This is a genomic window from Pseudoalteromonas sp. P1-13-1a, assembly GCF_001401875.1.
Taxonomy (GTDB): domain Bacteria; phylum Pseudomonadota; class Gammaproteobacteria; order Enterobacterales; family Alteromonadaceae; genus Pseudoalteromonas.
On the sequence record NZ_LKDV01000023.1, the window covers coordinates 1 to 18,270 of the forward strand.

An 18,270-nucleotide genomic window follows, 5' to 3' on the forward strand; every position below is an offset into this window, starting at 1 on the left:
AAGACTGCACTCAGCTAATAATGATCAGTCACCAGTAGAGTATGAAAATTCTTTAGGAAAAGTGTCCGGCTGGAGTTGACCAGAACAGGCAGTACAAAGGGGACACTTTGCATTGATGATACATTTTTATTTATTGGCGGTAAGTTTTTGGCCCTTTTGAATACGAGTATACCCTCGGTATCAAGCCCTTTACCCTTTACTTTGTGCGTCCCATTCTCTACAAAAAGCCCATTATACGACTGGCCCTTAAAAATATAATCTACAGTACTTATTTCTTTATAATCAGCTTCGCCAGGGAAAGTTGAATCGACTGTTTTTAATGGTTCAGAGTCATTTTCATCAAGTAACCCGTCGTTATCGTCATCAACATCGGCATAATTTGGTACTCTGTCTCCGTCAGTATCGGCAAGGAAAGAAGTAAGGATATCTTTAACTTCATTTTTATCTATATTTCCATTGCCGTCTGAGTCAAGGTCTACAAAATTACCCAAACCATCTTGATCTTGATCTGAAATGCCTTCGACTTTATCCGGTATGCCATCTGCATCACTATCATCATCGAGCCAATTAGGAATACCATCAGAGTCAACATCGTGTGAATATGTTTTACCATCTAAATAAACATAAAATTCTGTACCGTCAAAAATTCTATCTCTATCTGAGTCTATATTGTCCACAATTAAACCAAAAGCAGGCTCTAGACAATCATCTATGTAATCTATATCTACATCAAAAAAGAGTTTTGCTTTATATGAAAAATCCGTATTTCCTCGTGCATCATCATCCGTAATAGCTAAGTAATAAGTATCTGCAGCAGGAAGTGTAAAATTAGCTGCCGCTCCAATATTTCCAATAGCAGTAAAGTTTGATTTAATTTTTTCTACCGATGAACCATCTGAATTGAGTATAAAAATGTTTGGTCTAAAAATTGTGTTTGTCGTGTTTAGTACAACAGATACGCGCTCAGCCTTATTTGTTGTGAATTTAAATAAGTCTAAATCAGCTGTATTCTGCACTACACCTGAAACAAAGTATGGGATCTCTGAAGTCAGGCTTTCTGCTTTGGCTAAATTGTCGTTTAACTCCGTTTCTTGATAGTACTTCGCTTTAGCTAAGTTTGCATCAAACGGATAATCGTCCTTTTCGTCAACCACACCATCGCCGTCTTCATCTGTGTTTTGCCACGTGCCTACAGGTGATGGCGATTGGATTGCTTTTGCCGGAGTTGTATAACTTAACAAGCTGAAAGCGCTGCTTACGCTCAATAGAGAGAAGTAAATAAGGGGTATTTTCAAGAATCCATCCTTGTTATTTTAATCCGTAGTTCAGCTCATAAATCTAAACTATTTAATGACTTAATACAAACTGCTTTGAAACAAATAGCTTAGAAACAAAAAAGCACCACTACAGCGGTGCTTTTTATAATTAACAATTTTATCTAAAAAGAACGTCTTCTCTATTAAACCATTTAACACAAAATGCCAGTAGCGCACCTGCAATGAGTGCGGTAGCTAAAAATATTAGCCCTACAAAAGTGTAATCAACGGTGCCTTTTACTATTTCTTTTATAGCCAGTGCTACGTTAGTGACAGGTATAAATGCTGTTTTGGCTGTAAGCTCCATATTAGGTAATATTGAAATTATAATAGGAAAGAACACACCCATACTAAGCGGTGCCATATAATTTTGAGCTTCTTTAAACGTACGTGCATAGATAGATATAGCCAATGCTAATGATGAAAATATTGCAGCCAAAGGTAGCAGCAATACAAATATCATTAGTAAATCTGTTACTGCTAAAGAACTAAAAGCCGTTTTAATCACATCTAAATCTGCAAATGCTAATGCCACTGCAACCCAACAGCCCATACTGAGTACTGTTATAGTTGTGGACGCTATAGAAGTCGTTAACAACGTTATAAATTTACCAAGTACTAACTCAGTACGAGTAATAGGAGTGAGCAATAAGGTTTCTAATGTACCGCGCTCTTTTTCACCTGCACCTAAATCTATTGCTGGGTACGTAGCGCCCATAAGAACTATAGGAATAAGTAGGTAGGGCAAAAAGCCTCCTAGTTTTTCACCTAAGTTTTCACGTTTATCGGCGGTATCAACCTTTACTACTTCAATAGGGGTTAAAAGTGCTAAATGAGCTTCTTTTTCAATACCAAAACTTATTAATTTTTCTGTTTGTAATGCATCGCTATACTCTTTGGCGAGCTCTTTTACACGCTGAAATAAAAAGTTGATAGATTTAGCATCATTAAATACCACTTCCCACTTACTTTGCTGGGCATCATTTAAGGCTTGTTTAGCGTTAGTGGGTAAATATATACCCATGTCTATATCACCTGCGATTACCCCTTCTTTAAGCTCTTCAATGCTATTAAAGGTTTTAGCACCTTTATAAAGTTCAAAGCTTTTATGATAAAACACTTTTTCGGTAAACTCTGGCGCGTAGTCGCCATTAATAATGGCGTAGGTATGTACCTTTTGTTCAGCATCGAGTGCCGCTTGAGAGCTAATAAACGCCATAACGGCAAATAATAAGGGAAACACCGCAACGGGTAGAGCGACTACAAACAACAAGGTTTTTTTATCTCGTAGGAGTTCTGTTAGTTCCTTTTTAAAAACTTCAAACATCGTGTTTCTCCGTTAATATGTTCATAAACGCTTGGTTTAGCTCTTCACTATTACCTGCCTGTTTGAATTCAGCAAGCGTGCCATCAAAGCAGCTAATTCCTTCATTAATTACCGCAACACGGTCACATAAAAGGGCCACTTCACCTAAATGGTGCGTTGAAAAAATAACAGGCGTGCCTTGCGCCTTTAAGCCTTTTATAAAGTTGATCACTGTTTGCGTGGTCATGATATCAAGGCCTGTTGTTGGCTCATCGAGTACCACCACTTCTGGGTGATGTACCACAGCACGGGCAATATTAGCTTTTTGCTTCATGCCGGTAGATAAGTTTTCTGCACGTTTATCAATAAATTTATGCATGTCGAGCAAAGTAAAAAGCTCTTCACAACGAGCCGCTATTTGCTCTTTGTTCATGCGATGAAGCTTTGCAAAGTATTCAATATTTTCTTTAACGGTCAGGCGACCATACAAACCAGTTGAACCGGATAAAAAACCAATAGACTTGCGCCCTACTAACGGCTTTTTAATTATGTCGTTACCGGCAATAGTTATTGTGCCTTCATCGGGCTTAAGTGCAGTTGAGAGCATACGCAATGTAGTAGTTTTACCCGCGCCATTAGGGCCAAGTAACCCTAACACTTCACCTTTTGCACATTGAAAGCTGACATCTCTTACAGAATGAAAAAAATCTTTATCTTCACGCGGGTCTATATCATCAACTTTATTTTTTTTATGATCCTTGGTTAACTTAAACTTTTTTTTAAGCCCTGCGACTTCTATCATTATCGTATCCTTCGTTTAGCTCTAAAGTAATCGGTATTATCATAGAACGATTCATTCACATTTGCGTCATGCCATCCTGGTACACCTAATAATGGCAATGGAGAAAGCTGTTTGTTATCGGCTAAGCAATGCTCTATTTTTATCTTCTCATAAAGTACTTGGTCTAGGTACTGATATTGAGTAACTAAATCTTTACAAAATATTTCATCCGGTACACTTACAAATAACGCTTTACCCGTTAAACCAATATATGGCTTTGTCATCATTTCATAATTAGCGTGGCCAAACATAAAAGGTTGTATTGTTTTGCCCCACTCTTCTCGGTGAGTTATAAATGCAGTTTTCCATTGGTGGTCTGTTAAAAGTGTTTGCCACTTAGTATCACTAATAGCAAGCACCACGCCGCACTCATCAAATAATGTGAGTGCATTACGATGTTTAGTACGTTGCTTTAAGCCATGCTGCGCTATTTCTTGTACGTGGCGATGATTAATAAGCGCCTTCGTTTTTGGAAACAAACACCAAATAAAGCCACCAAATAGGTCGTGCCAATTTTCTGCGCGTGTTGGTACAACGCCAGTTTCAAAAATGACTTGTTCATAATAACGCTCAGCAAAATCTACTTTGGCATCATCTTCAAATACAATTGGAATATTATTGGCGTTAATGGCAGTTAAATAAGGTGAAAACCAATCAGGGCTTGGCCAATCTGTTTGCTTATCAATATTGAACAGTGTTCGTAAGTGCTCAAACGCACCGCTTTTTAAACTACTAACTTGCCATTGCTCGGGCGGAGTAAAGCGCTTCATTTATACCTTTAACAATTTATGCTGTTAATTTGCGGGCAGTTTACCGCAAAAACTGGTTCTAATTAATAGAAGTTAATATACTAATCAGATCTTAGAACAAGAATAGAGCGACTATGAAACGTTATTTTTCTCTCACACTGATTGCCGGCGCTGTATTAGCTGGCTGTGCAACAACAAGTATTACACCTACCGATGTAACAAATGGTTACAACAGTATTAAAGCCAATGAGCTTGCTAAACACATTAAGGTATTAGCTTCTGACGAATTTGGCGGCCGAGCGCCTTCATCTGAAGGGGAAAAGTTAACGCTTGATTACCTAACTACGCAATTTAAAGCATTAGGGTTTGAACCCGGTAATGGTGATAGCTTTTTACAAGAAGTACCGCTTGTTTCGTTAGAAGCTGATTCAAATATGGTATTAAGTATTGGTGGTAAAGACTATCAATATAAAAAAGATATGGTTATGGGCAGTAGCCGTATCAGTGAACAAGAAGGCATAGAAAATTCAGAGCTTGTATTTGTTGGTTACGGTGTAAATGCCCCTGAATATAACTGGAACGATTACGAAGGCCTAGACGTAAAAGGCAAAACTGTTGTAATGCTTGTTAACGATCCGGGTTTTGCTACAAAAGATCCTGCGTTATTTACCGGCGATGCAATGACCTACTACGGCCGTTGGACTTATAAATATGAAGAAGCGAGTCGTCAAGGTGCAGCCGGTGCTATTATCATTCACGAAACCGCCCCTGCGTCATACCCGTGGTCAGTTGTTGAAAACTCATGGAGCGGTGAGCAGTTTGGTTTTCAAAAAGAGAACAACAATATGGACCGCGTTGCGGTTGAAGGCTGGGTGACCACTGATGTAGCTAAAGAGTTATTTGCTAAAGCGGGTCTTGATTTTGAGACTGCAAAAGCCAATGCAGCTAAAGGTGCGTATAACGTTGACATGGGCGATTTAACTGCATCGGTTAATGTTAAAAATACAATTAAAAAATCGGTGTCGTATAACTTTATTGCCACGTTGCCGGGTAGCGAAAAAGCGGATGAACATGTTATTTATTCAGCGCATTGGGATCACTTAGGTACAGATACAACCCGTAAGGGCGACCAAATTTATAATGGGGCACACGATAACGCCACAGGCACTGCGGGGCTAATTGAGGTTGCAGAGGCATTTACTAAGCTGCCAAAGCACCCTACTCGCTCAATGACATTTTTAGCTGTTACGGCTGAAGAGCAAGGCTTACTTGGATCTAAATACTACGCTGCAAACCCAGTTATTGCGGCTGATAAAACTGTCGCCAATATAAACATGGATAGCCTAAACTTATTAGGTAAAGTAAAAGACATGAACGTAGTAGGTTTAGGAAAGTCGCAAATGGACGACCTACTAGCAAAAGCCGTAAAAGAGCAAGGTAGAACAATAGCGGGCGACCCTAAACCATCATCAGGTGGTTATTACCGCTCTGATCACTTTGCATTTGCAAACATGGGCATTCCGGCTATGTATGCAGGCGGCGGAACTGTTGCCGCTGATGAGGATACAGCAAATTATCGTAAACGTATGAGCTTAGTGCTACGTGGTTGCTACCATCAACCCTGTGACAGATACCGCGATGAGTGGGATTTATCGGGTGCGGTGCAAGACTTACAATTGTTTTATAAAGTAGGCTTTGATATTTCTGAGCAAGCACAATGGCCAGCATGGTACGAAAACTCAGAGTTTCAACGCAAATAATGTAATTCGCCTGAGCGCCTGAGCGTAGGTTATTTACCATCGAAAAACTCAAACTGAGCTATCGATTTAAATAGATACAAATGATATTGATTATCATTTGCAAAAATTATACAGTGTGTCCTAGTTAAACTAAAACTGGGGCACACTTATGATTTTACTCTCTCAAATAGGATTTATTACGCCAGCTTCCAAACGGTTTGTTAGCCAAAATAAACGCTTACTCCTACCACTTTTTTTATTGGTATGTTTAGCTGTTCCTAGTCTTCGCGAAATAACCATTACTGCTCTCAGTGATGCGTTTTTTCAGGTTAGTGTATTTGTAGCGGCTACGTTACTTATTTACTACTACGCAATAGAACATATCCCTCAGTTAGAAATGAGCTACTTAAGCGCTAAATCTAAGTCGCTTGAAGTGCTGTTTGCATCCGTCCTTGGCGCTTTACCCGGCTGTGGTGGTGCAATTATTGTGGTTACTCAATACACTAAAGGCCAAGCAAGCTTTGGGGCTATTGTTGCTGTACTTACCGCCACAATGGGCGATGCTGCTTTTTTACTGCTTGCTACGCGCCCTACTGAAGGCTTAACAATAATGGCTATAGGTTTAGTGGTAGGCACACTGTGTGGATTAATAGTTAATGCAATTCACAAACCTGATTTTTTACGCCCAAGCGCACAAGAGCAAAAACACCAAGTTAAAGTTTTGCCCACAAAAATAATAAAAATTAGCAAACCTGTGTGGATGTTTGCCATTATTCCAAGTTTAATCATTGCGCTTTTAATTGCATTTAATGTTGATTTTAGCCAATTTGGTCAGTATACCAGCACCGGAATTAGCTTATTTGGTGCAGCAATGGCCCTGTTTACGGTTGTTATTTGGGCCTACTCTTCTAAAGGTGAAACCTATAAAGAGATCACCTCAGAGGAGGATGAATGTAATCCGCCTTCAAAGCTTATAAAAGTACTTCAAGATACGCATTTTGTTACTGCGTGGGTGGTTGCTTCGTTCATGCTGTTTGAAATATTAGTCAGTGTGGTAGGCCTTGATTTAAAAACGTGGTTTATGCACTACGCCTATTTAGCACCATTGATTGCAGTCATCATTGGTTTTTTACCTGGCTGTGGGCCACAAATAATCGTAACCACACTTTATATACAAGGCATTATTCCTTTTAGTGCATTAGCTGCTAATGCAATTTCAAACGATGGCGATGCACTATTTCCGGCAATTGCAATGGCACCAAAAGCGGCTGTAATTGCTACCTTGTATACCTCTATACCTGCTTTAGTTGTTGGTTACGGACTCTACTTTTTAAGTTAACAGTTTTAAAAATCATAAGTACAAAAAAGCTCAGCAATTGCTGAGCTTTTTTAATACTCGCGTGTTATTTATACCGAAGCAGGTTCAGCCGATAACTCTTTAGGATTTGGACCAAAATCATTCTCACCTTCATGTGAGTCTTGCGCAAGGAACACAATTAAGACAATCCAACCAATAATTGGCACTAACCAAAGTAGCTGCCACCAGCCAGAACGGCCAGTATCGTGTAAACGGCGTGCGCCAGCGCTCAAACCTGGTATTAATAGCGCTAAACTATAAATAGAGCCAATAAACATAGTACCTAGTGCGCTATCAATCACATTGCAGATGATTGAAAAGATAGTATTAAACAATACAAACATCCAGTAAGCTTTGCGACGATTACGTCCTGAAAAATCTGCGTAGCTACGCAGTGCGTTCATATAATGTTCCATTACAATTCCTTAGTGTTAGTTTTTATATTCCCTAGCGGGTTTTAGTTATTACTTTTGAGTAACATTTGTATCTTAATTAAAAACACGGCGTTTTAAAACAAAAAAACCAGCAAATTGCTGATTTTTTACAAGGCTAATTTTAGCTCATTGCCATCATCATCACTGATGGGTTTTCTAAATACGACTTCCACAAATTATTGAAGCGCGCAATTGTACCGCCATCAATAACACGGTGATCGCCCGACCAACTTACTTGCATAATCGCTCTGCTTACAACTTCGCCGCTTTCATCAAAACGCGGTAAGTGTTGTAACTTTCCTAGGGCAACAATTGCAACCTCGGGCTTGTTAATGATTGGGGTCGCAATAGTGCCACCAATTGCACCAATATTTGAAATGCTAATGGTGCCCCCTTTTAGGTCATCGGGAGATACGCGCCCTTCGCGTGCAGCATCAGTTAAGCGAGTTAGGCTGTTTGCAACGTCAACAATACTCTTAGATTGGCACGATTTAATGTTAGGGACTAATAAACCCACCTTGGAGTCCACCGCTACCCCAATATTGTGTTCGTCATAGTAGGTAAGCTCAGTGCAGTCATCATTTACTTTAGAATTAAGCAATGGGTACTCTTTCATCGCAAGCGATAACGCTTTGATAAAAAATGGCATCATAGTGAGCTTTATGCCTTGCGCTTTATACTTCTCTTTTAAGCTGGCTCGCAGGGCAATTAATTGCGTTAAGTCTATCTCGTCACTAAAAGTAAAATGCGGGATTGTAGAGACCGAGGCCATCATTTGCTTTGCCATAGCCGCTTTAATGCCTTTAATTGGCTCTGTACGCATACCCCCGCTTTGTGTTTTTGGTTCTGTGCTTTGTGTCACACTATTTTTAGAACTAGCGCCGCTAAGTGCTGATGTATCTATTGTGTTAGGGACCTCACCTTTAATAAATTCTTCTATGTCTTGTTTATAAATACGGCCATTTTTTCCGCTGCCCGGCACGCATGTTAAATCAACATCTAACTCGCGTGCTTTTCGCCTTACAGCAGGTGAGGCAACCGCTTTTTTATTAACAATTTTATTTGCTGCTGTTTGTGGCTTTGCCACAGCTTTATCTGCCGCTTTGCTTTGAGCTTTTACAACGGCTTCGTTTACATCAACATTTGGTTTTGCTGAACTGCCAGCTATGCTCATTTGAAATAGCGGGCTGTGTACTTGAGCAATTTCACCTTTTTGATAGTAAAGCTTTTTCACTGTACCTGTATATTTAGCAGGAATTTGTACCAGCGCTTTATCGGTCATAACATCACACACAGCCTGATCTTCTTGTATTTCATCGCCTTCAGCTACCAGCCAATCGACAATTTCACACTCAACAATGCCTTCACCAATATCCGGTAGGATAAAATCTTCTAATTGTGCTGAGGATGAGGTATCACTTTGTGTATTTTTTACTTCATCTGTGGGAGTTTCCTCGCTTTGGCTTTCGCCAGCTACATCCATAGCAAACAAGGGGGCATGAACCTGCGCTATTTCCCCTTTTTGATAATACAGTTTAGTGATTACGCCATCGTGCACAGCCGGTATTTGTACGAGTGCTTTGTCTGTCATTACATCACAAATGGGTTGATCTTCTTTTACTGTGTCACCCTCTTGTATTAGCCACTCAACCACTTCGCACTCAACAATGCCTTCACCAATATCGGGTAATATAAAATCTTTAGCCATGGTATCCCCTAAAAATCCATTGATTGTTTAATTGCGGCCATTACTTTTAGCGCATCAGGTACATATTCTTTTTCAAGCGCAAGTGGATAAGGTGTATCTAAACCACAAACCCGCATAATGGGTGACTCTAGGTGTAAAAAGCATTCTTGCTGAATAGTCGCCGCAATTTCGGCGCCAAAACCATTGGTAATAGGCGCTTCGTGGCTTATCACTAAACGCCCTGTTTTAGTGACCGACTTCGCAATTGTCTCAACATCCCACGGTAATATGCTTCTAAGGTCAATCACCTCACAACTAATACCTTGTTCATTGGCTTGTTTTGCTGCGTTTTCAACAATTTCCATTTGCGCACCCCACGCAAGCACGGTGATATCTGTGCCTGCTTGTACTACTTCGGCTTTACCAAGCTCAATGCTGTAATCATCCTCTGGTACTTCGCCGGTAGAAGCGCGATATAAGCGTTTAGGCTCGAAGAAAATAACGGGGTTATCGTCTTTAATGCAAGCGCGTAGTAACCCTTTTGCTTGGTAAGGGTTACGCGGTACCACTATTTTTAGCCCTGGCGTATGGGCAAAGTAGGCCTCTGGTGATTGTGAGTGATATAAGCCCCCCGCTATACCGCCACCATACGGTGTGCGAATCGTTAAATTGCCCACATTAAATTCATTACCACTACGGTATCTAAATTTGGCAGACTCATTCACTATTTGGTCAAATGCCGGGAAAATATAATCAGCAAACTGTATTTCGGCAAGTGCAGGCGCGCCAAACGCGGCTAAGCCATTGGCAAAACCTAAAATACCTTGCTCTGTAAGCGGGGTGTTAAATACGCGGTGTTTACCGTACTTTTCTTGCAAACCTGAGGTCGCTCTAAAAACCCCCCCAAAATAGCCAACATCTTCACCAAAAATACACGCCTGAGGGTGCTCATTCATAGTGATATCAAGTGCAGAGTTAATTGCGTGTAGCATGTTCATTTTAGCCATTACTTAATTCTCCCTGCAGTGACTGGGTACGCGTCTGGGTGTTGCTTTATATGTGCTTTTAAATCATTATATTGGCGAGTAATCGAAGGAATTGGCGTATCGTAAACATCTGATATAAGCTCTTCAAGTGCTGGCTTTTGCACTTTTTCAGCACGTTTTAGGGCGGCTAAAATATCTTCTCGAATAACCTCTTTGGCCTTAGCATCGTCCTCTTCATTTAACCAATCTTGTTTAATTAACCATTTTTTAAATTTATCTATTGGGCAAACTTTATGTGTAGCTTCTTCATCTTTTGAGCGGTAACCACTTGGATCATCTGAGGTAGAATGAGCACCCAATCTATACGCTATTGACTCAATTAATACCGGCTCACCTTGCGTTGCTGCAATGTCGCGAGCCTTTTGTGTTGCTGCAAACACAGCTAATGCATCTGAACCGTCAACACGTATGGTTTTAATACCATAGCCCACGCCTCGAGAGGCTATGCCATCACCTTTAAATTGCTCATCAGCAGGCGTTGAAATAGCATAACCATTATTTCGTGCAAAAAATATCACAGGGGCTTTGTGCACCGCAGCCATATTTAACCCCGCATGAAAGTCACCTTCAGAGGCAGCGCCTTCACCAAAGTAACATATCGTTACATTATCTATGGTGCTTGCAAGCTCGCCGGTTTTTGCATCAATGTGTTTTACTTTTTGACCATAGGCATACCCTGTCGCTTGAGGGATTTGCGTACCGAGAGGCGATGATATGGTCATATAATTTAATTCTTTTGAACCATAATGAATCGGCATTTGGCGCCCTTTTCCTAAATCTAATTCATTAGAAAACATCTGATTCATAAATTGATCAAGCGTAAACCCGCGGTAATGCAAAGCTGCTTGTTCGCGGTATTGCGCCATAATCATGTCGTTTTGGTCAAGTGCAGCAGCAGACGCTGTAACAGCAGCCTCTTCGCCTAAACACTGCATGTAAAAACTCACGCGGCCTTGGCGCTGCGCGCCTTGCATACGCTCATCAAGTAAGCGAATAAAACGCATTGTTTCATAAAGTTTAAGTGCTGTGTGTTTAGAAATAGTCGGTGCGGTAGCACTAGGATGAATGTCGCCGTCCTCAGTTAAAATACTAAGGGTTGGAATAGTTAGCGCATGACCGTCTATAAACTCGAGGTCGTGGTTAATATTCAGCGATACGTTATTTGGATTACTCATAACCTACCTTCTCTTGTTGTCTGTGATACAGCACCCCTTTTAAGTTTTTGTTATGGGTGAGGCTTGCGAATAAACTTTGCAGCATCTGCGCTGTATTTAATTAAAGCTGCCACCACCTTACGTTAACGTAAGCTGTTATTCAACACGTGTAAGACGAAACAAAAGTAAAATACGATTAAAAAGCTGGAAAGTTAACTGTACGCATTTATTAAACCAATAAAAACATACAGTTAAACATATAAGAAAAGTGGTCTGATGAGTTTTATTAGACGAAATTACTATCTACTTGCATAGGAGTAACGGTAAGCAATGCCCTTTGCCCGAGCGCAACGTTTGCATTTGGAAAGATAATCGCTTCCCCTTCAACATCGGCATAATAAGGAGTATCGCCGTCTGTTGCTAGCAACTCACCTTTAGCAAACCCAGTGAAATTTTCTGCATCGTCTGAAAAAGGAAAGCTAAAATCTTCCTGGGTTCTATTAATGGTACGATGCACAGCAAACAACTCAAAGTCACTTGCATTAAAATGCGGGTATTGCACCTCTTTTTGACTAATTAATGCAGTTAGTGTTTGCTTGGTTTTTGCAAAGCGAGCCATGTCGTTTTCACCAAACGGTTTAACTTGACCTAATTCAACCGTAAATGAATCTGCGCCGTGCACATACGAAGAATAATAACTAAATGTGGTTGCAGGCGATTTCATCATCAATACGGTATTAACGCCGCAGCTAAGTAAAAATTGTAACTGCGATTTTTTCCATGGTTTACCATGAAGATATGGATACACAGCAAATTTCTCATTTTTTGAGCCACGAATAGCAGTATGCAAATCATAGTGGTATCGTGCACTGCCTTGCTGACCACGTGAAAAGAAGTCAGTTACATATTGTTCTAGTTTTGCCGCACGTTTGCGCTCGTCATTCATTGGCACACCTTCAACAGTGTGGTGCCCGTTAAACAAACGATTTAAGTTTTCTTCTACAAAACGCAGGCCAATATTTATTGATTTTGGATTACCAAAAATAAAGAGCACACGCTGATTTAATTCAAGCTCACCTTTTATTATTGTTTTTATTAAATCGTCACATATTTCTATGGGTGCGGTTTCGTTACCATGTACCGCACTTGACAGTACTATATCTTTTGTCGTTGTAACCTTTGGTTGAAACTCAATAACACCTGTATCGTGAACAGTAACGCCTGTGCCATTCTCTAACGTAAATTCACTTGGCTCTAAATGCCATTCATTATTACGACTAAGCGTTAAAAAATCACCGGTATTTTTTAAATCATTTAAATAATCTGGTTTGGCTAACATGATAAGCCCTTTTCTAATGTGAGAGATACAAACAAAAACGGCTGAATAAATCAGCCGTTTTAAACTAGTTTTACTTGTTTTAGCTGATCACAGAATCAACTAATTGTTTAGCTTCTTTTTCCAGTAGCGCCAAGTGTTCTTCACCTTTGAACGACTCAAGGTATATTTTATAAATATCTTCGGTTCCTGAAGGGCGAGCTGCAAACCAGCCATTTTCAGTCACTACTTTTAAGCCGCCGATCGCTGCATCATTACCTGGAGCATGTGTCAGTTTTTGTAAAATAGGTTCGCCAGCCAGCGTATCCGCTTTTACATCACTTGCACTAAGCGCTTTTAAGCGTGACTTTTGTTCACTGCTAGCAGGGGCATCTAAACGCTTGTATAGCGGAGAGCCAAATTCTTGCTCTAACTCTTTATAAAGCGCTGATGGTGTTTTACCCGTCACAGCTAGTATTTCAGCTGCAAGTAAACCCATAATAAAGCCGTCTTTGTCGGTACACCACACGCTACCATCGAAACGCAAAAATGCAGCGCCAGCACTTTCTTCGCCACCAAAAGCAAGTTTGCCTTTATTCAAGCCATCTACAAACCACTTAAAGCCAACCGGTACTTCTTTAACTTTGCGCTCATTGCGAGCAACAACACGGTCAATCATAGAGCTAGAAACCAGCGTTTTACCAATTTCTACACTGCTGTCCCAGTCGCGGTGCTTTAATAAATAATCAATCGCTACAGCTAAAAAATGATTAGGGTTCATTAATCCATCTGGCGTAACAATACCGTGGCGGTCATAATCTGGGTCATTGCCTATGGCAATATCAAAGTCGTCTTTTAACTTAATTAAATTTGCCATTGAATACGGTGATGAACAATCCATACGGATTTTGCCGTCTTTATCAAGGGGCATAAATGCAAAACGCGGATCAACACTGTCGTTTACTACGGTTAAATCTAAATTATATTTTTGCGCTATTAGCGGCCAAAAGTTAATACCAGAGCCACCAAGCGGGTCAATACCCACTTTAATATCCGCATCGCTAACAGCTTTCAAATTAACAATATTTTCTAAGTCGTTAATGTATGGCGTCATTAAGTCTTCGTATTTAATAAAGCCAGAGCGAGATGCTTTAGCAAATGGAAATAGCTCAACTTCGACTAAATCTTCTAATAGCAATTGATTTGCTCTATCTTCAATCCATTTAGTTACATCGGTATCAGCTGGGCCGCCGTTTGGTGGATTGTATTTAAAGCCACCGTCTTCAGGCGGGTTATGTGAAGGCGTTACCACAATACCATCGGCTAATTCGTTAGGGTTTAATTTGTTATGGCAAACAATCGCATGGCTAATAACAGGGGTCGGAGTGTAATCATGATTTTGCTGGGTGATTACTTGCACCTCATTAGCGACTAATACTTCTATGGCAGAGTTAAAAGCAGCTTCACTTAACGCATGTGTATCTTTACCTAAAAAAAGCGGACCAAAAATATCATTTTGCTTTCTGTAGTCACAAATAGCTTGTGTAATGGCTAAAATATGAGATTCGTTAAACTTAACATCGTAAGAGCAACCACGGTGACCCGACGTACCAAAAGCAACACAATGCGCTGGGTTTTGTTCTAAATCTGGCTCATTTAAGTAATAAGCCGATACCAATTTTGGTACGTTAACTAAAGATGATTGTGGCGCAGATTTCCCAGCACCTGAATGAATAGCCATGTTTATTTCCTTACAAGTAATCGCGAATTTCTTCTGCTTGCTCTGCTGAATAACCTAAGCACAGTGCAACCTCGTGTAGCATCATTTTTTTACGTGTTGTATTTGAATTCGTCATAACCCAGTACTCACTGTCAGTAATATTTTTAGGATTCATACTACTGCCACTATTAATTAAGTCTTCTTTGCTGGTGGCAAAGTAAACGCGGTCACGCCCTTTTATATCAAGCACAGCACTAAATTCTTTTTTATGTGTTCTATAAAAAGCACTTAAAATAAATAAAAACCTACCGACAACCCCTTTTTGCATTGCTAGTTCTTCTTTATTTAAGATATTAAATACATTAGCGTTTGTTTGCTTCACGGGTGTGACAACCTCTTGCTCTTGGCTGTCGTCGTTAGCTGGCGTGTCATCAAGTGGGGCTTGAGTCGTTGTTTGGTTGTTTTGATTGTTGTTAGCAACGGTCGTGTTGTCAGTGCCGTTTAGATTTAATAAACGACGTAAAATAGTGGATGCGCTTTCGCCAATACTTTGTGTATTACTAGCAATATACTGATATAACTCGTCGTCTATGTCGATTTGTTTCATGTTGTTCCTGTCATTACGGGCCACATTTTTCTTTCCCCGTGATTATACCCAAACCAAATATAAATGCGAGTTACAACAAGCACTCGCATAAATATATCCGTTAAGCGCGAAAATTAAAGTGTGTTGTTTATTTTTTCATAAACCCAATGTAGTAAATAGTCAGTCACTAAAAATTTAAAGTGTTTACTTTGTTTATTTATAAACCGCTTTGGACTGATATCTCTAAATAGCAAAAGTGGCGTAAAAATAAACTTTCTGTCGTTTAAAAACGCGTACAGCAAAGTTAGCCGCTATATTTTTTGCTTTTTAAAGCAATGCTCGGCAAACTAAGCCAAAATTTGAGGAGACGGTCATGCTTTTAAACTATAAACAATATGGTGAAGGCCCTGATGTAGTGATTATTCATGGTTTATTTGGGTCTTTAGAAAACCTAAATGTGATTGCAAAACCATTAAGCGAGCACTTTAGGGTAACTAATGTGGACTTACGTAACCATGGCGCGTCACCGCATAGTGAAGAAATGAACTACCCTGCAATGGCGGCGGATATTGTTGAGCTGATGAACGCATTAAATATTAATAATGCGCACCTGATTGGCCACTCAATGGGCGGTAAAGTGGCAATGGAAGTGGCGCTTATGCATAGCCAAAAAGTAAATAAACTGGTGGTACTTGATATAGCCCCTGTGAGTTACCCTGCCCGCCACACACAAATTATTAGCGCACTTAAAGACGTAGCAACCAGTCATATTACTGATAGAAAACAAGCCGATGCAATTATGAGCGAGTACATTAATGAGCTAGGTGTTAGGCAGTTTTTGTTAAAAAGCTTGGTTAAAAACGAAGATGGTGAGTACCGCTGGCGTTTTAATTTAGATGTACTTGATAAAAAATATTCGACAATCACCGCCAATGTTAATGAAAACAATTCTTGTTTGTGCGATACTTTATTTATCAAAGGGAATGACTCTGATTATATACTGCCAGAATACCGCGATGAAATAACAAAGCGCTTTAAAAATACTCGAGCAAAAATTATACACGGTGCAGGACATTGGCTTCATGCACAAAAACCTGTTGCGGTTAATAAAGCAATAAATGACTTTTTAACAGGGCTTTAATGCAATTTTAATCATGTGTTTTTGGTTATCCGCACTAAATTAATGCATATTTATATGCTATAGTACGCGCCGTTTAATTTAAAGGTTATACGTTGATGGTCAGTCAGTTTATTAACGAATTTGATACCCTAGGATTGTACTTTGGCTTAGCCGGTATTTTTGTATTCATCGGCTTGGCAATTAAAGACGTACTTAATAGTGGTAATGTACCTAAGTTTGGTCGCTACATTGTATGGGGCGTCCTCTTTTTAGGTTGTTCTGGCTTTATTGCGAAAGGGCTTATACAAGTTTTTTGGCAAGGTGCAGGTGTAGGTTAGGCATGGCGAAGTCAGAAACAGATAGAACAACTCCCGATTTATTTGAATACGAAAAGCGCCCTGGTAGGCCGAAAACAAACCCTTTACCAAGGGATATGCAGTTAAAGGTTAATAAACGTAATCAAATAAAACGAGATAAAGCACGTGGTTTAAAGCGTGTAGAATTTAAAGTTTCATCACAGTTATATCAGGCACTGAGTGATATGGCGGATGCACAAAATATTAGCCGTAGTGCGCTGATTGAAACAATTTTACAAGAAAGATTGGCTATTGATAGATAAAAGGTTTGAAGTCCATGGCAAGTGTAGGCATTTTTTTCGGAAGTGACACAGGTAATACAGAGCACGTAGCAAAAATGATCCAAAAAGAATTGGGTAAAAAGCTAGTGGCTGTTCACGACATTGCAAAAAGCTCTAAAGAAGAGATTGCAGAGTTCGATTTAATCTTATTTGGTATTCCTACTTGGTACTACGGTGAAGCACAATGTGATTGGGATGATTTTTTCCCTGAACTTGAAGAGATAGACTTTGAAGGTAAGCTAGTGGCTATTTTTGGCTGTGGCGACCAAGAAGACTACGCTGAATACTTCTTAGATGCTATGGGAATGATTAACGATATCGTCACCGAGCGTGGCGCTATTGTTGTTGGACATTGGTCAACTGAAGGATACGATTTCGAAGCATCTAAAGGCATGGCCGATGACACCCATTTTGTAGGTTTAGGCATTGATGAAGACCGCCAACCAGAACTGACAGAGCAACGTGTTAAAGCATGGTGCGCGCAAGTGTATGACGAAATGTGCTTAAGCGAACTAGCAGACTAACCTCCCCCCTTTTTATCGCTAACTGTTTAAATATTTATCAAACAGTTAGCGACTTTAGATTTAATAGCAAAATTGATCAATTGTTCTTTGCACTCAGTGCTTAGGCGCGTTATCCTTGTTATTGCTAATGTGTCGTGTGCATCTGTAAGAGATGTCTAGTATAACCAAACAAATTTGAGACAGATTTAATGACTGATCATAACTTGGAACTTAAAAAAGCCGGTCTAAAAGTAACTTTACCGCGTATTAAAATCTTAGAAATTTTACAATCTCCAGATAACCAACACATCAGCGCTGAAGATGTATACAAAATTCTATTAGATTTAGGTGAAGAAATTGGTCTTGCGACTGTTTACCGCGTACTAAACCAATTTGACGACGCAGGTATTGTAAGCCGTCACCATTTTGAAGGCGGAAAATCAGTATTCGAACTTTCTGGCAGCACTCACCACGACCACCTTGTGTGTTTGAAGTGTGGTAAGGTTGTTGAATTTGAAGATGACTTAATTGAGCGTCGTCAGTTAGAAATAGCCGAAGAAAACGGCATCACGTTGACGAACCACTCTTTATACCTATACGGTGAGTGTCAGGATAAAGTAGCGTGCAAAGCATTTAGCGATTCAAATAGCTAACAACAACGCTTAATGAATTATAAAAAAACCTGCAATTGCAGGTTTTTTTTATGTTCTAAATTAAGCATTTAAACTATGTTAAATACCAATTTGCAATAATGATATAT

The 18,270-nt window shown here is 39.8% G+C and carries 18 protein-coding genes; 7 read left to right on the forward strand and 11 right to left on the reverse strand.

The annotated features are described in order from the left end of the window. Positions 1-14: 14 nt before the first annotated feature. The 4 genes from AN391_RS13955 to AN391_RS13970 form a co-directional block, all read right to left on the reverse strand. Complete coding sequence (locus AN391_RS13955) at positions 15-1,295, reverse strand: hypothetical protein (protein ID WP_152967904.1); 1,281 nt, start codon at positions 1,293-1,295, stop codon at positions 15-17. 139 nt (positions 1,296-1,434) lie between these two features. After that, on the reverse strand, positions 1,435-2,643 hold the full coding sequence (locus tag AN391_RS13960) for an ABC transporter permease (RefSeq protein WP_055015965.1): 1,209 nt from the start codon (positions 2,641-2,643) through the stop codon (positions 1,435-1,437). Then, the gene (locus AN391_RS13965; RefSeq protein ID WP_055015966.1) at positions 2,636-3,424 is read right to left on the reverse strand and encodes an ABC transporter ATP-binding protein; all 789 of its coding nucleotides are present in this window, start codon (positions 3,422-3,424) and stop codon (positions 2,636-2,638) included. Before AN391_RS13965 ends, AN391_RS13960 begins: the two co-directional genes overlap by 8 nt. Then, entirely contained in the window at positions 3,424-4,233 is an 810-nt protein-coding gene (locus AN391_RS13970; RefSeq protein WP_055015967.1) for a DUF3025 domain-containing protein, read from the reverse strand. Before AN391_RS13970 ends, AN391_RS13965 begins: the two co-directional genes overlap by 1 nt. 113 nt (positions 4,234-4,346) lie before the next feature. Between AN391_RS13970 and AN391_RS13975 the strand changes: the two genes are divergently transcribed. Together AN391_RS13975 and AN391_RS13980 are read left to right on the forward strand one after the other, a co-directional pair. After that, positions 4,347-5,972 (forward strand): M28 family metallopeptidase, encoded by a 1,626-nt coding sequence (locus AN391_RS13975; RefSeq protein WP_055015968.1) that lies wholly within the window; start codon positions 4,347-4,349, stop codon positions 5,970-5,972. 148 nt (positions 5,973-6,120) lie between these two features. Further along, positions 6,121-7,290, forward strand: a complete 1,170-nt coding sequence (locus tag AN391_RS13980) for a putative manganese transporter (protein WP_055015969.1) — start codon at positions 6,121-6,123, stop codon at positions 7,288-7,290. A gap of 68 nt (positions 7,291-7,358) precedes the next feature. Here the strand turns inward: AN391_RS13980 and AN391_RS13985 are convergent, their stop codons facing one another. The 7 genes from AN391_RS13985 to seqA form a co-directional block, all read right to left on the reverse strand. Next, positions 7,359-7,724, reverse strand: a complete 366-nt coding sequence (locus AN391_RS13985; protein ID WP_055015970.1) for a DUF805 domain-containing protein — start codon at positions 7,722-7,724, stop codon at positions 7,359-7,361. Positions 7,725-7,863: 139 nt separating this feature from the next. After that, entirely contained in the window at positions 7,864-9,450 is a 1,587-nt protein-coding gene (locus AN391_RS13990; protein ID WP_055015971.1) for a dihydrolipoyllysine-residue acetyltransferase, read from the reverse strand. A gap of 8 nt (positions 9,451-9,458) precedes the next feature. Continuing rightward, the gene (locus AN391_RS13995) at positions 9,459-10,436 is read right to left on the reverse strand and encodes an alpha-ketoacid dehydrogenase subunit beta (protein ID WP_055015972.1); all 978 of its coding nucleotides are present in this window, start codon (positions 10,434-10,436) and stop codon (positions 9,459-9,461) included. After that, a complete protein-coding gene (locus AN391_RS14000) occupies positions 10,436-11,650 on the reverse strand; it encodes a thiamine pyrophosphate-dependent dehydrogenase E1 component subunit alpha (protein ID WP_055015973.1) in 1,215 nt (404 codons plus the stop codon). The genes AN391_RS13995 and AN391_RS14000 overlap by 1 nt, the downstream gene beginning before the upstream one ends. Before the next feature lie 265 nt (positions 11,651-11,915). After that, positions 11,916-12,968 (reverse strand): succinylglutamate desuccinylase, encoded by a 1,053-nt coding sequence (astE, locus tag AN391_RS14005; RefSeq protein WP_055015974.1) that lies wholly within the window; start codon positions 12,966-12,968, stop codon positions 11,916-11,918. A 79-nt stretch (positions 12,969-13,047) separates the two neighbouring features. Then, positions 13,048-14,685 carry a phosphoglucomutase (alpha-D-glucose-1,6-bisphosphate-dependent) gene (gene pgm, locus AN391_RS14010; RefSeq protein ID WP_055015975.1) on the reverse strand — a complete coding sequence of 546 codons (1,638 nt, stop codon included), beginning with the start codon at positions 14,683-14,685 and terminating at the stop codon, positions 13,048-13,050. Positions 14,686-14,695: 10 nt separating this feature from the next. Then, on the reverse strand, positions 14,696-15,271 hold the full coding sequence (seqA, locus tag AN391_RS14015) for a replication initiation negative regulator SeqA (protein WP_055015976.1): 576 nt from the start codon (positions 15,269-15,271) through the stop codon (positions 14,696-14,698). A gap of 352 nt (positions 15,272-15,623) precedes the next feature. Between seqA and AN391_RS14020 the strand changes: the two genes are divergently transcribed. The 5 genes from AN391_RS14020 to fur all read left to right on the forward strand — a co-directional run bounded on the left by AN391_RS14020 (position 15,624) and on the right by fur (position 18,163). Next, a complete protein-coding gene (locus AN391_RS14020) occupies positions 15,624-16,391 on the forward strand; it encodes an alpha/beta fold hydrolase (protein ID WP_055015977.1) in 768 nt (255 codons plus the stop codon). A gap of 95 nt (positions 16,392-16,486) precedes the next feature. Further along, positions 16,487-16,708, forward strand: a complete 222-nt coding sequence (locus AN391_RS14025) for a DUF2788 domain-containing protein (RefSeq protein WP_004586672.1) — start codon at positions 16,487-16,489, stop codon at positions 16,706-16,708. A 2-nt stretch (positions 16,709-16,710) separates the two neighbouring features. Continuing rightward, positions 16,711-16,989: a LexA regulated protein gene (ybfE, locus tag AN391_RS14030; protein WP_004586673.1), complete on the forward strand. Its 279-nt coding sequence runs from the start codon at positions 16,711-16,713 to the stop codon at positions 16,987-16,989. Between the two features lie 14 nt (positions 16,990-17,003). Continuing rightward, positions 17,004-17,531: a flavodoxin FldA gene (fldA, locus tag AN391_RS14035; RefSeq protein ID WP_055015978.1), complete on the forward strand. Its 528-nt coding sequence runs from the start codon at positions 17,004-17,006 to the stop codon at positions 17,529-17,531. 188 nt (positions 17,532-17,719) lie between these two features. Beyond that, on the forward strand, positions 17,720-18,163 hold the full coding sequence (fur, locus tag AN391_RS14040; protein ID WP_055015979.1) for a ferric iron uptake transcriptional regulator: 444 nt from the start codon (positions 17,720-17,722) through the stop codon (positions 18,161-18,163). Positions 18,164-18,270 lie beyond the last annotated feature (107 nt).